This is a genomic window from Bradyrhizobium pachyrhizi (assembly GCF_029714545.1).
Lineage (GTDB): Bacteria > Pseudomonadota > Alphaproteobacteria > Rhizobiales > Xanthobacteraceae > Bradyrhizobium > Bradyrhizobium pachyrhizi.
This window is the reverse complement of record NZ_CP121667.1, coordinates 3,109,339-3,122,849: the sequence shown is the minus strand read 5'-3', so window position 1 is coordinate 3,122,849 and position 13,511 is coordinate 3,109,339. Positions and strand designations below refer to the sequence as shown.

Below are 13,511 nucleotides of genomic sequence, written 5' to 3'. Positions count from 1 at the left end.
CGCGATGGTAGAAGCACTGGTCATCAAGGGTCTCAGCAAGCGCTTCGGCGGCCTGCGCGCCGTGCAGGACGTCAGCTTCACGGTGCAGGAGAACGAGACGGTCGCGCTGATCGGGCCGAACGGCGCCGGCAAGACCACGAGCTTTCATTTGATCACGGGATTTCACCGGCCGGATTCCGGCTCGGTGCTCGCCTTCGGTCACGAGGTCGTGGGGCTCAAGCCGCACGATGTCTGCGCGCTGGGCCTTGCCCGCACCTTCCAGGTGGCAAAGCCGTTCGGCGCGATGACCGTGCTCGCCAATGTGATGACCGGCGCGTTCCTGCGCGACCGGCATATCGCGGCCGCGCGCAACAAGGCGCTCGAGGCGATCGAGTTCGTCGGCCTCTCCGCCAAGGAGCAGACCCCGGCCAAGGACCTCACCACCATCGACCAGCGCCGGCTGGAGATGGCCCGCGCGCTGGCAACGCAGCCCAAGATCCTGCTGCTCGACGAGGTGATGGCCGGACTCAACCCGGCCGAGATCGACCAGGCGGTGGCGCTGGTGAAGAAGCTCTCTGCCAGCGGCCTCACAATCGTGATCGTCGAGCATGTGATGCGCGCGATCATGGCGGTGGCCCGCCACATCGTGGTGCTCGACCACGGCCAGAAGATCGCCGAGGGCGCGCCGAAGGAGATCGTGGAGAATCCGGAAGTGATCCGCGCCTATCTTGGCTCCTATGTGCATCCGCCGGCGCAGGGAGACGCCCATGCTTGAGCTCTCCCGCGTCAGCGCCAGCTACGGCTCGGTCCCTGCCATCACCGATGTCAGCATCTCCATTGGCGAAGGCGAAGCCGTCGGCCTGTTAGGCGCCAACGGCGCCGGCAAGAGCACGACGCTGCGCGCCGTCTCCGGTCTCGTCAAACTGTTCGGCGGCAAGGTCACGTTCGACGGCGTCGACCTCGCCACGCTGCCGCCCTACCGGATTCCCGAGCTCGGCATCGCGCATGTCCCGGAAGGCCGCCAGGTGTTCCCGGAAATGACGGTACAGGAGAATCTCGAGATCGGCGCCTACACGCCGAAGGCCAAGGCGGATCGCGCGCGCACGATGGAGCTCGTCTACAGCGTCTTCCCGCGGCTCGCCGACCGCAGGAAACAGCTCGCCGGCACCATGAGCGGCGGCGAGCAGCAGATGGTCGCGGTCGGCCGCGGGCTGATGCTGAAGCCCCGCCTGCTGATGCTGGACGAGCCCTCGCTCGGCTTAGCTCCCGTGATGACCGACGTCACCTTCGAGAAGATCGGCGAGATCCACAAGATGGGCACCGCGATCCTCTTGGTCGAGCAGAATGTCAGCCGCGCGCTGTCGCTGGTGCAGCGCGCCTATGTGCTGGAAAGCGGCAAGGTGATCATGCAGGGCACGAGCGCCGAGCTCGCCAACAACAAGCAGGTACAGGCGGCGTATCTCGGGATTTGAGACCGCGCCCGAGGGCGACCCGTCCCGTCATTGCGAGCGAAGCGAAGCCATCCGCTTCGTCGTTCCGCTTCCTCGCAATGACGCAAACACACCTGGCCATCCCTTCATCCCGAGGTGCGAGCGCGCCTCGACGGACGCGCGGCCACCAGCCGGGCGGTCGACCCTTCGAGACGCGCGCAAGAGCTCGCTCCTCAGGGTGACGGGTGTCGTTCTGAGTATTTGTCCGTTACGTCACCGCCGTCCGCTTCGGCTCGACGATCTCGAACATCCGCGGGAATTCGTCCATCAGCGCCATCAACTCGCCGAGCCGCAGCGGCTCACCGGCTACCATGATCTTGCCGGCGCCGACGGCGTCCGGGAACGTGGTCAGCTTGGCGATGACCTCGTCCAGCACGCTGCGCGCCAGCGTGAAGCTTGCCTGCGCATCGGCCGCCTGCGCACCCCTAACGTAGGTCAGGGCTGAATTCTCGAGGTTGAGCACGAAGGTCTCGCCGGTATCGGTGAAGCTCCAGTTCAGCACGATGCGCTTGCCCTCGGCCTTGGGGCCGTTGAGGCGGATGCCGAGCACGTCCCAAAGCTGCTCGGTGCGCAGCGCGGCCAGCGTCTCGCGCGGCATCGGCGAGCGCGGCGGCGTCTTCGGCATGCCCTGCCGCAATTCCTGCGCGCCGAACAGATAGGCGTTGCGCCAGGTCGAGCTTTCCGCGGCATAGCCGAGCTGCTCGAACGTGTCGGCGAGGAGCGAACGCGCGGCCTGATTATCAGGCTCGGCGAACACGAGATGGCTGACGGCCTGCGCCACGAAGCGGAACTCGCCCTTGGCAAAATCCGCCGCGGCGCGTTTCAGGATCGCGTCGGCGCCGCCCATATACTCGACATACTTCCTGCCGGCCTCGACCGGGGGCAAGGAATCGAGATTGGCCGGATTGGCGTCGTACCAGCCGAGATATTTTTGGTAGATCGCCTTCACATTGTGTCTGATGTGGCCGTAATAGCCGCGGCCGTGCCAGGCGCCCTCCAGGCTCTGCGGCAGGCGGATCGTCTCGGCGATCTCGGCCGCGTTGAGCCCATGGTTCATCAGACGGATGGTCTGGTCGTGCGCGTATTTGTAGAGGTCGCGCTGCTCGCGGATCATGGTGTCGATCCGCGCCTGCCCCCACACCGGCCAGTGATGCTGGCCGCACATCGCCTCCGCCTTGCCGCCCCACATCTGCAGCGCCTCGCCGAGATATTTCGACCAGGCCAGCGCATCGCGCACATCGGCGCCGCGGAACGGCAGCAGATTGTGGAAATTGTGCGTGCAGTTCTCAGCGAGGTTCAGCAGCTTGTAGCGCGGGATGAAGAAATGCATCTCCGCCGGCGCCTCGCTGTTCGGCGCCATCTGGAATTCGAACTCGACGCCGTCGATCACGCGCTTGTCGCCGGTCGCGATGATCAAATCGGTCGGCCGCAGCAGCGCCACGCCGCCTGCCGCCATGGTCTTGCCGAGGCCGCAGTCGACATGGCCGCGCACGCCCTTGGCGAGGAACGGCCCGAACTGGTATTGCGCACGGCGCAACATCGCCGGCCCCGCGATGATGTTCTCGGACACCGCGTGCTCCATGAAGAAGTTCGGCGCGACGATCGGCACGCCCGCCGCCAGCATGGCGTCGTCGAGCACGCCGCGGGCGCCGCCCCAGTGGTCGGTGTGGGTGTGCGTGAAGATGACGGCGGCGACTGGCCGCTTGCCGCGATGCTGGAAGTACAGCTCCATCGCGGCGCGCGCGCCCTCGATCGAGGTCAGCGTGTCGACCACGATGACGCCCTTGTCGCCCTCGATCAGCGTCATGTTGGCGATGTCGAGGCCGCGCACCTGGTAGACACCCGGCACCACCTCGAACAGGCCGTGATGCATGTTGAGCCGCGACTGCCGCCACAGGCTCGGATCAACGGTCGCGGGCGCTTTCTCCTCGGACAGGAATCCGTAAGGCTCGAGACTCCAGACCACTCTGCCCTGGGCCGAGGTGACGCGTGCGTTCTCGATGGTGCCGAGAAAGCCGCGCGCGGCGTCGTCGAAATCCCTGGTGTCGGCGAACGGCAGCGCCTTCAGCGTCGCCTCGTGCTGCGCGATGACCGGCGCCGATGCCGCCTTCGGACCTTCGTGCGACGTTTCGCTTGCGGTTGTCTGGGCCATACTCAAGCACTCCCTCGATTGGCGGAATTCGGTTCCGATCGCGCTTCCCTCAGCGGAATTGCACGCCCTCGAACTGGCCGCTGCGGCGCCAGCCGTCGATATATTTGAAGTAGGCCAGCGCGCCCGAGGGATGGCCGACATTGAGCTTGGCCGCGGGACCGGGCTCACGGCCCTCATTGTTGTAGTAGCCGGGCGTGCAATCCGGCCCGCCGATCATCCGGCCGACGCCGGTCAGCAGCAGCTCGACCCAGCGATCCTCGGCTTCCCTGCTGACTTCAATTTCCTTGAAGCCGTTGTCCTGCGCGTGGCCGACCATCAGCGCGATGGTGCGCGCCGCTTCGGTCAGATTGTGCGGTACGTTGGAGATCAGATTGGCACCTTGCGTCGGCTGCACGAAGAATACGTTGGGGAAGCCGTGCACGTGGATGCCGTGCTTGGTGCGCATGCCCTCGGCCCAATGCTCCGATAGCTTGACGCCGCCGCGGCCGGTCAGATCGAAGCCGGCGCGACGCTTGTACTCGGTACCGACCTCAAAGCCGGACGCATAGATGATGCAGTCGAGCGCGTATTCCTTGCCGGCGACGACGATCCCGTTCTCGGTGATCTCCTCGACGCCCTTGCCGTCGGTATCGACCAGATGGGTGCCCGCCGTGTTGAACGCCTGCAGATAGGCGTCGTGGAAGCAAGGGCGCTTGCAGAGCTGGCCGTACCAGGCCTTGAGATTCCTGGCGGTGTCGACGTCGCGGACGATGGTGTCGACCCGGTTGCGGATTTCCTCCATCTTCTCGAAGTCGGAATCCTCAAACGCGGCCCGCATGTTCTCCACGCTGCGCTGTTCGCGCGGCAGCAGCATGATCTTGGCGCGAATCCGCTTCGACAGGTCGGTCCAGCCGTCCTGCACCAGATCTTCCTCGGCCGATCCGCCGGCCTGGTTGGCGGTGAAATTCTCCAGCCAGCGCTGCTGCCAGCCCGGCGTCGCGATCTCGGCAAACCAGTCGGGATCGATCGGCCCGTTGCCGCGCACATCGACCGAGGACGGCGTGCGCTGGTATACGTAGAGCTCCTTGCAGGCGCGCGCGAGGTGCGGAATGCATTGCACCGAGGTCGCGCCGGTGCCGATGATGCCGACGCGCTTGTCGGCCAGCTTCTCCATCGGTGGGCCTTTGGGATCGCCGCCGGTGTAGTCGTAATCCCAGCGGCTGGTGTGGAACGAGTGGCCCTTGAAGCGCTCGATGCCGGGAATGCCGGGCAGCTTCGGCACGTGCAGCGGGCCGGTGCCGATGCCGACATATTGCGCGGTGAACGCGTCGCCCCGCGTGGTGCGGATGATCCAGCGCGATCGCGCGGCGTCCCAATCGAGGCTCGTCACCTCGGTGTGGAACAGCGCGTTGTCGTAGAGATTGAATTGCCGGCCGATCCGCTGGCAGTGCGCGAGGATCTCGGGCGCATGCGCGTATTTCTCGGACGGCATGTGGCCGGTCTCTTCGAGCAGCGGCATGTAAACCATCGACGCCGTGTCGCATTGCGCGCCGGGATACCGGTTCCAGTACCAGGTGCCGCCGAAATCGCCGCCCTTCTCGACAATGCGGACGTCCTTGATCCCGGCCTCGGTCAGCCGCGCCGCGGTGGCGAGCCCGGCAAAGCCGCCGCCGATGAAGGCGAAGGTGACGTGATCGGTCTTCGGCGCGCGCTCTGTGACCGGCGTGTAGGGATCATCGAGATAATGCGCGAGCTGGCCCTTGATCTGGAGATACTGGTCGTTGCCGTCGGGACGCAGCCGCTTGTTGCGCTCCTCCTGATACTTCAGGCGCAGCCGCTCCTTCTCGATCGCGGCGGGCTTCGCGTCTCGGGCTTGCTCGGTCATCGTCATCGGAAGGCGCCTCGCTCCAGCGGTTCCTTGTCCTTATTCCCGGTAGATAAACCGATATCGACACGATTTGCAAATTCATTCCGATATATTGACAAATATGGCAGTCTGAGACCAATATTCCGTATGACAGCATCTTCCCATGCCGAGGCTCAGGCGGACCCGTCCTTTGCGACCACCCTGGCGCATGGCCTCGACGTGCTGGCGGCGTTTCGCCGTCATCCTGGCTCGTTGTCGAACGCCGAACTCGCGTTGCATACCGGCCTGTCGCGGCCGACGGTGTCGCGGCTGACCTACACGCTCGAGCAACTCGGCTATCTCAGGCGCGACAGCAAGGGCCGCTTCGTGCTCGGGCTGGGCGCGCTCGCCGCCGCCTATCCTGTGTTGTCCGCGCTGAAGGTGCGTCAGCTGGCACGTCCGCTGATGCGCGACTTCGCGACCTATGCCGGCGGCACGGTGTCGATCGCGATGCCGTTCGGGATCGACTTCATCTATGTCGAGACGTTGCGCACGACGGATACGGCGCCGCACGTGCCCGACGTCGGCTTTGTCAGCACGCTGGCGCCGACCGCGGTCGGGCGCGCACTGCTGTCGCTGTTCACCGAGGACGAGCTCGGCGCCTATGTCGCGCGCGTCAAGGCCGAGCGCCCCGACGAGTTCGACTACGTACAGAAGCGCACCTTGCCCGACATCGAATTGTGCCGCGAGCGCGGCTTTGCCGTCTCGCTCGGCGAATGGCGGCGCGAGATATTCGGCGTCGCCGCCCCGCTCTATCGCACGCCGACCGGAGAATGCCTGTCGGTCAATTGCGGCGTTCCCTCCTTCCGCTTCAGCGCCGAGCAGATCGAGCGCGAATGCGGCCCGCGCATCCTCGGACTCGCCCGCAGCATCCGCGCGCTGGTGGAGGAAGGTTAGGCGGCGAACCGGCGGCACGGGTCGCCTCACATCATTGCGAACCGACGACGGCCGCGGTCTCGCTAATCATGCGATGCCGGCCCGCTGTCGCGATAGGCCCACAGACATTCGCGCGGCAGCGCGACCTGCGCCTCGACGCCGACCTGATGGCGTGCGGCGGTGCCGAGCTCGATCGCTTCCAGCCGCTTGCCGAACAGCTCGATGCCGTAGGCGGTCTGGGTGCCCTGATATCTGCGGTCGAGCACCTTTGCCGAGAACGTGTTGGCGCCGTCGGGCCGGCCGATCGCGATGTTCTCGGGCCGCAGCGCGATCCGCACTTTCTCGTCGGGCTTGAGCGTCTGGCACAGCGCGACCTCCCCCTGCCGGCCGTCACCGAAATCGACCACGCCATAGCGGCCGTTGCATGTGACGAGCGTGCCCGCGAGCTCGTTGGTGGCTCCGGTGAAATTGGCGACGAACAGATCGGCCGGACGATTGTAGATCACGTCGGGCGTGTCCATCTGCAACAGCTTGCCGTCGCGCATCACCCCGATCCGGTCGCCGAGCACGACCGCCTCGGCCTGGTCATGGGTGACGTAGAGCGCGGTCATCCCGGTCTGCTTGAGGATGACGCGAAGATCGTCGCGCAGCCGCAGGCGCAATTTGGCATCGAGGTTCGACAGCGGCTCGTCGAGCAGCAACAGTTGCGGCCGGTACACCATGCTGCGCGCCAGCGCGACGCGCTGCATCTGGCCGCCCGACAACGCCACCACCGGCCGGTCGGCATAGTCGGACAGTCCGACCAGCGCCAGCGCCTCCTCGACCATGCGGGCGGCATCGGTGCGCCGGACCTTGCGGTGCTTCAGCGGATAGATCACGTTCTGCCGCACCGTCATATGCGGCCACACCGCGTAGGACTGGAACACCATGCCGAGATCGCGCGAACGCGGCGGCACGAGGATGCCGCTTGCCGGCGACGAGACCACCCGCCCGGAAATGCTGATCTCGCCGCCGGTCGGATGCTCGAGCCCCGCGACGCAGCGCAGCGTCGTGGTCTTGCCGCAGCCGGACGGCCCCAGCAGCACCACGATCTCGCCGGCCGGCACGCCAAAGCTGACGCCGTCGATGGCCGGGCGGCCGATCGAGAACTGCTTCCTGAGATCGGTGACTTCGAGCGTCGCCGTCATCGCTGCACCATCAGCCTATTGCCGGTAGCCAAACGTCTTGTCCCAGTCCGCGACCCACGCCGCATGCAGCTTCACATACTCGTCGAACTTCGGATACCAGAGCTTGACCACCTTTGGATCGAACCCCTCCGGATATGCCGGCGGCGTCTTTAACGACGTGAGATTGCCGAGCTCCTTGATCATGAAGGTCTGCCCTTCCTTCGACAAACACCAGTTCAGGAACAGCTTTGCAGCATTGGGATGAGCGGCCGTCTTCGGAATGCCGGTCGCGTAGGGATTGACCGGAGCACCTTCAGGCGGAAAGAAGATCTCGATCGGCGCGCCGTCCTTCTTCTTCTGGTAGATCACGTTGTAGAGCAGCGGCGCGATCGCGATCTCGCCGCGCACCAGCGCATCGGCCGTCGGCGCGCCGGAGGGATACAGCACCGGATGGGTCGCAGCCTGCCTGGCCCAGTAGTCTTCGCCGAGCACCTGGCGCTCGAACATGATCCGCGTCCAGGTGGTGCCGCCGGACTGCGCGAACACCTGCCCGATCAGCTTGTCATATTGCGGCTTGGTCAGGTCCATCCAGGATTTCGGCGGGTCCTTCACCAGCTCGGTGTTGTAGGCGATCGACCAGGCGATCGTCGCGCGCGGCCAGTATTTCGGCGAGATCAGCGCGTGCGGATCGTAATCGGCCGCGTTCGGCGGCGCGTAATCCTGGAACAGGTCTTCCAGCGGCTGCATCAGCGCGCGGTCGGAATGGTCGACGACGTCGGCGATCAGCTTGCCGGCCGCGGCCTCCGTCTTGACGCGGGTGATCAGCTGGCCGCCGGGCGCGCGAACCATCTCGACCTTGATCTCGGGGAAGCGCTTGTTGAAGGCCTTGATGACCTGCTGCTCGATCTCGGCGAAGTTCGCGGTGTAGTAAACGAGCTTGCCTTCGGACTTGGCCGCAGCGATCAACTCCGCCGAGCCGAACTCCTGCGCCTGTGCTGCAGGCGCCAATGCAAGCGTCGCCACGCTTGCCAAGGCCAGCGTAGTGAAAGTTCGTCTATCCATCGCAATCCTCCCCCTATTCGTTGTTATCCGGTCCGCGCCACGTTGCCCTGCGCTGATCCGCGCGACAGCCAGTTGGCGCCGCCGATCAGGACACCGAGCAGCACCGTCTGCACCAGGCTGAAGGCCGCGGTCTTGCCGATATTGCCGCCTTCGTAATAGTCGAGCAGCAGCACCGACATCACCATGGTGTTGCTGGTGTAGAGGAACAGCGACGAGCCGAGCTCGCGGATCGCCAGCACGAACAGCAGCGTCATCGACGCCAGCACGCCCGGCCGCGCCAGCGGCAAAACGATCGTCCTGATGGTGCCGAGCATGCCCTTGCCGCAGACCCAGGCCGCCTCCTCGAGCTCGCGGTGGATTTGCAGGAACGAGGTCGACAGCGCCTTCACGGTGTCCGGCATGAAGCGCGCAATGAAGGCCAGCGCGAGAATCCAGATCGTGCCGTAGAGCCCGCCCGGCACGCCGATCCAAGCCCAGAGATAGGCGACGCCGACCACCAGCCCGGGGATCGCGACCGGCAGGGTCGAGATCAGGTCGATGGCGCCGCGTCCGCTGACGCGGGTGCGATGGATGGTGTAGCCGATCGCAAAGGCGAGCGCGCCGCCGACAACAGCCGTGATGACGCCGACCTCGACCGCATTGTAGATCGACCGCATCGTCAACGGATTGTCGAAGATGCTCTCGAAATGCGTCAGCGAATATTGCCGCATGTCGAACAGGCTCGCGACGTCGCGGATGAACATAAACTTGCGGAACGCCGCGACGATCAGCGCCAGCGACGGCAGCACCACGACGATGAGGAGGTAGACGATCCCGATCGCGAAAGTGAGCCAGCGCCATGGGCCGAGATCGAGGCTGCGCGGCCGGAACGCCTTGCCCGCGACGGTGGTATAGCTGCGTCCGCTCAGCAATTTCTGCTGCAGATAGACCAGCAGCCCCGTGACCACCATCAGGATGATCGCGACCGCCGCTGCGGTGTTGTAGAGCGGCGGCGACCAGTTGGTGAGCTTGAAGATGTAGGTGGTGAGCACGTTCAGGTTGGTCGGCGCGCCGAGCACGGCCGGGATGCCGTAGATGCCGAGCATCACGATGAACGACAGCAGCATGCCCGAGACAATCGCCGGCATGATCAGCGGGAACGTCACCGTGAACAGGGTCGCGACCGGGCTCGCGCCGGAGATTTCCGCGGCCTCCTCCAGGCTCGGGTCCATGTTGCGCAGCGCCGACGAGGTGAACATGTAGACATAGGGCGCGTAGTAGATGCCGAACACGAACACCAGGCCCCACATCGAATAGAGATCGACGCGCAGGTCGGAGCCCATCCACTTGAACATCGTGTTGATCAAGCCGGTCTTCGGCGAGCCGAGAATGGCCCAGGCCACGCCCGCGACCAGCGGCGGTGCGAACAGCGGCAGGATGCTGGCCGCGGCGATGAAGCCCTTGAACGGCGTGTTGGTGCGCACCACGATCCAGGAGAACAGGAGCCCGATCGCGACCGCGATCACCGTGCCGCCGCCGCAGGCGATCAGCGTGTTGAGCAGCGCTTCGGCGACGTTCGGATTGGCCAGCACGGCGAGGAAATTGGCGATCGACAAATGGCTCAGGCTGAGACGGATACCGTCGACCACCGGATTGGTGTCGGTGAGCGCGCCGAGCAGCAGCATGAAGACGGGATAGATGACCAGGAAGGTCAGGATCGCCAGCAATGCCGCGACCCAGAGGCCGGTGAACGCGCGGCGGCGAGTTCCCTCGCTGGCGCTTCGCATGGCTTCGCTGCGCCGGTCGGCCTGTCCGTGCAATGCGCGTTCCCTCTTGCGGCCCGATCTGACGCCGGGCCTGCTTGTATACCAAGGGTAGTCGATCGGGACTGTGACGCAAGCTATCCGAAAGTCGCTTGCGTGCGATTGTGTGACACACCACGGGAACACGAATTCGGACTGATCGCGCTCGCACGCTGCATCCACCGCCGTCGTCCCGGCGAAGGCCGGGACCCATAGTCCGCGGCGGATGTCTTGAACGGGACTCGTCGTTCCAGCATTGCCCGACAAACAGCATCGGTGATTATGGGTCCGGCCTGCGCCGGGACGACGATGCGGGTGGGCGCAATTCGAGATGCCAAAACAGCCACTCGGTGTCATCACCGCGAAAGCGAAAGCGGGTGATCCAGCATTCCAGAGACGCCAGTGCTTGAGCCGATGGGCCGCGGCGTACTGGGATCGCCCGCTCGAACCGGACGATGACAGATGTGGATGGGAACGCAGCTGTGTCGCCACAGGCTGCCGGAACGCCGGCCCGGAACGATCCGGGCCGGCGTCGGCATCCTAGGCAAGGTAATTGCCTTCGAGTGCCGGCATGATGTCGAGCACTTCGAAATAGTGGTCCCAGAACCTCGTCTCGCGCAGGTGGTCGCAGAACCACGCCCAGGCCGAGAGGTCATCGGTCTCGCAGATCATGACGTCGGTCGCCCTGGTCGAGAAGGCCTCCGGCTCGAACCAGCGCACCTTCAGCTCCGGACGGCGCCGGAGCAAAGGAACGACCTCCTCGTGCAGGAAGGCGAGGCGCTGCTCGGTCTTCAGATCGAGCCAGTGCCGCGTGGTCTTGACCATGACGAAGATATGAAACCTGTGCGGATCGTCCTCGTGCTCGGGAAGCACGGGAGACGAGGTCGTTTGCAGTGTCACCATTGATCGGTTCTCCTTTCACGGCCATAATGTGAGTAATTGCTCATATTCCACAACTCGCGTTTTGGGAGATGCCCGCCATGCCGCCGAAGCGGCGCACAAAGGCCCGCAAACAGCCGCTTCAGCAGCGTTCGCGGGAAACCGTGGCGGTGATTCTGGAAGCGGCGGCTCGCGTTTTGGAAGCGCGCGGGCTCGAGGGATACAACACCAACGCGGTCGCCGAGCGCGGCGGGATCAGCGTCGGCTCGGTGTACCAGTACTTCCCGAACAAGGACGCCCTGACGCTGGCTTTGATCACGAGGTTCGAGGACGCGCTGCTGGCGAAAGTACGGGATGCGGTTGCGGCATCCGAGGGCAAGAGCCTGACGGCGTCGCTCAACCTGATCGTTCGGGCGCAGCTCGAGGCGCATGCCGAGCGGGCCGGGCTCAATCGCATTCTGGAGGCCGAGGAGGATCGCCTGCGCCCGGCGTCATCGGGCACGTCAGCGGCCGGCGAATTGAAGGAACTGGTCGCCGACCTGCTGGCGCGGCATCGTCGTGAGATCGCAAGGCCCGTCGACGATGACGCCGTCGAGGATCTGATCGTGATCAGCCGCGCCATGGTCGACCACGCGCTTCAAAACGACCTCTCGCAGGCTGCGGCCACCCGGCGGGTGCTGCGCGCCATCGAGGGATATCTGTTCGGTCCGCGGCCGGACTCTTGACGCTTCCGGCAAGGCCGCTTCGCATACGCATCATGCAATGCCGCGGCTGGGGAACGGGATGCCGGCGTAGTACATGGCGGTCCCGGAGACATTTTCAGGCATGCTCGAGAAGACCCCGACCACCGCGGCAGCGACGCCGATCACTGATGGACTGCCTTGGGAACGCCGCCGCTGGGCGGTGGCCGCGATCTTCACGGCGCTGGCGATGGCCTCGCTCGATACCGCGATCGCCAATATCGCGCTGCCGGCGATCGCGAGCGATCTGCATGTCAGCCCTGCGGAAGTGGTCTGGGTGGTCAACGTCTATCAGATCGCGCTGGTAGCGACGCTGCTGCCGCTCGGCGCGCTCGGTGAAATCGTCGGCCATCAGCGGATCTATCTCGGCGGCCTGCTGCTGTTCACATTGGCGTCACTCGGCTGCGCGCTGGCATGGTCGCTGCCGAGCCTCTTGGTCGCACGCACCTTGCAGGGGCTCGGCGCCAGCGGCCTGATGAGCGTCAACACCGCGCTGGTGCGCTTCGTCTATCCGAGCCGGATGCACGGCCGCGGCTTCGGCCACAATGCGCTCGTGGTCGCGACCGCCTTCACGCTGGGGCCGACCATCGCCTCCGGAATCCTCGCGCTCGGCCCATGGCCCTGGCTGTTCGCCGTCAACATTCCCTTTGGCGTCGTCGCGTTGCTGATCGGCACGAAGACGCTGCCGACGACGCCGCGCGCCACCCACGCCTTCGATTTCACCGGCGCGGCGCTGGCCTGCGCCTGCCTCGGCCTCTTCATCATCGGCATCGGCAGCGCCGCGCACAAGGCCGCGCCGGCGCTTGTCATCGCCGAGCTTGTCGGCGCACTGGTGATCGGCTGGATTCTGACCCGGCGGCATGCCGATCATCCGGCGCCGATGCTGCCGATCGACCTGTTCCGGCGGCCGATCTTCGCGCTGTCCGCCGCGACCGCCGTCTGCTCATTCGCTGTGCAGGGGCTCGCCTTCGTATCGCTGCCGTTCTACTTCGAGGACATATTGCACCGCTCGCAGGTCGAGACCGGCTTCTTCATGACGCCCTGGCCGCTGGTGGTCGCCTTCATGGCGCCGATCGGCGGCCGGCTGTCGGACCGCTATCCGGCCGGCATCCTCGGCGGCATCGGCATGCTGCTGCTGGGACTTGGTATGGTGCTGCTCGCGACCCTGCCGGCCGAGCCCAGCGTCGCCAACATCGTCTGGCGCACGATGATCTGCGGCATCGGCTTCGGCTTCTTCCAGACCCCGAACATGAAGGCGATCATGTCGAGCGCGCCGTCGCATCGCAGCGGCAGCGCCAGCGGCATCGTCGCGACCGCGCGGCTGACGGGGCAGACCACCGGCGCCGCCCTCGCCGCGCTCTGCTTCGCGCTGGCCGATCGTGAGGGCGCCACTGTGGCACTGGCGCTGGGTGCCGGATTTGCCGCGGTCGGCAGCGTCATGAGCTTCCTGCGTTTGGCGGTCGCTTCGCCGCAAAAGTCATGACAGGTATGCGGCGCGCAC

Annotated in this window: 11 protein-coding genes; 5 read left to right on the top strand and 6 right to left on the bottom strand. The window is 65.6% G+C overall.

The features are described 5' to 3' along the window. Positions 1-4 precede the first annotated feature (4 nt). Positions 5-754 (top strand): ABC transporter ATP-binding protein, encoded by a 750-nt coding sequence (locus tag QA639_RS14390; protein ID WP_283090104.1) that lies wholly within the window; start codon positions 5-7, stop codon positions 752-754. Then, positions 747-1,451 (top strand): ABC transporter ATP-binding protein, encoded by a 705-nt coding sequence (locus QA639_RS14385; protein WP_028334346.1) that lies wholly within the window; start codon positions 747-749, stop codon positions 1,449-1,451. Before QA639_RS14390 ends, QA639_RS14385 begins: the two co-directional genes overlap by 8 nt. A 226-nt stretch (positions 1,452-1,677) precedes the next feature. On the opposite strand, the gene QA639_RS14380 is transcribed toward QA639_RS14385, so the two are convergent. Further along, positions 1,678-3,621 (bottom strand): alkyl/aryl-sulfatase, encoded by a 1,944-nt coding sequence (locus QA639_RS14380; RefSeq protein ID WP_157347593.1) that lies wholly within the window; start codon positions 3,619-3,621, stop codon positions 1,678-1,680. Between the two features lie 49 nt (positions 3,622-3,670). Then, on the bottom strand, positions 3,671-5,491 hold the full coding sequence (locus tag QA639_RS14375; protein ID WP_157347591.1) for a flavin-containing monooxygenase: 1,821 nt from the start codon (positions 5,489-5,491) through the stop codon (positions 3,671-3,673). Between the two features lie 123 nt (positions 5,492-5,614). Between QA639_RS14375 and QA639_RS14370 the strand changes: the two genes are divergently transcribed. Next, positions 5,615-6,403 (top strand): IclR family transcriptional regulator, encoded by a 789-nt coding sequence (locus QA639_RS14370; RefSeq protein ID WP_050385125.1) that lies wholly within the window; start codon positions 5,615-5,617, stop codon positions 6,401-6,403. A gap of 62 nt (positions 6,404-6,465) precedes the next feature. On the opposite strand, the gene QA639_RS14365 is transcribed toward QA639_RS14370, so the two are convergent. From QA639_RS14365 to QA639_RS14350, 4 genes are all read right to left on the bottom strand, one after another. Then, the gene (locus QA639_RS14365; protein ID WP_157347589.1) at positions 6,466-7,569 is read right to left on the bottom strand and encodes an ABC transporter ATP-binding protein; all 1,104 of its coding nucleotides are present in this window, start codon (positions 7,567-7,569) and stop codon (positions 6,466-6,468) included. Between the two features lie 15 nt (positions 7,570-7,584). Further along, entirely contained in the window at positions 7,585-8,610 is a 1,026-nt protein-coding gene (locus tag QA639_RS14360) for an ABC transporter substrate-binding protein (RefSeq protein WP_244978728.1), read from the bottom strand. A gap of 23 nt (positions 8,611-8,633) precedes the next feature. Further along, on the bottom strand, positions 8,634-10,376 hold the full coding sequence (locus QA639_RS14355) for an ABC transporter permease (RefSeq protein ID WP_050385128.1): 1,743 nt from the start codon (positions 10,374-10,376) through the stop codon (positions 8,634-8,636). Positions 10,377-10,931: 555 nt separating this feature from the next. Further along, positions 10,932-11,294, bottom strand: a complete 363-nt coding sequence (locus QA639_RS14350; RefSeq protein ID WP_157347587.1) for a darcynin family protein — start codon at positions 11,292-11,294, stop codon at positions 10,932-10,934. 77 nt (positions 11,295-11,371) lie between these two features. Between QA639_RS14350 and QA639_RS14345 the strand changes: the two genes are divergently transcribed. Both QA639_RS14345 and QA639_RS14340 read left to right on the top strand, forming a co-directional pair. Continuing rightward, on the top strand, positions 11,372-11,995 hold the full coding sequence (locus QA639_RS14345; protein WP_283090103.1) for a TetR/AcrR family transcriptional regulator: 624 nt from the start codon (positions 11,372-11,374) through the stop codon (positions 11,993-11,995). Between the two features lie 100 nt (positions 11,996-12,095). Next, positions 12,096-13,493 carry an MFS transporter gene (locus QA639_RS14340; RefSeq protein WP_283090102.1) on the top strand — a complete coding sequence of 466 codons (1,398 nt, stop codon included), beginning with the start codon at positions 12,096-12,098 and terminating at the stop codon, positions 13,491-13,493. The last annotated feature ends 18 nt before the right edge of the window (positions 13,494-13,511 follow it).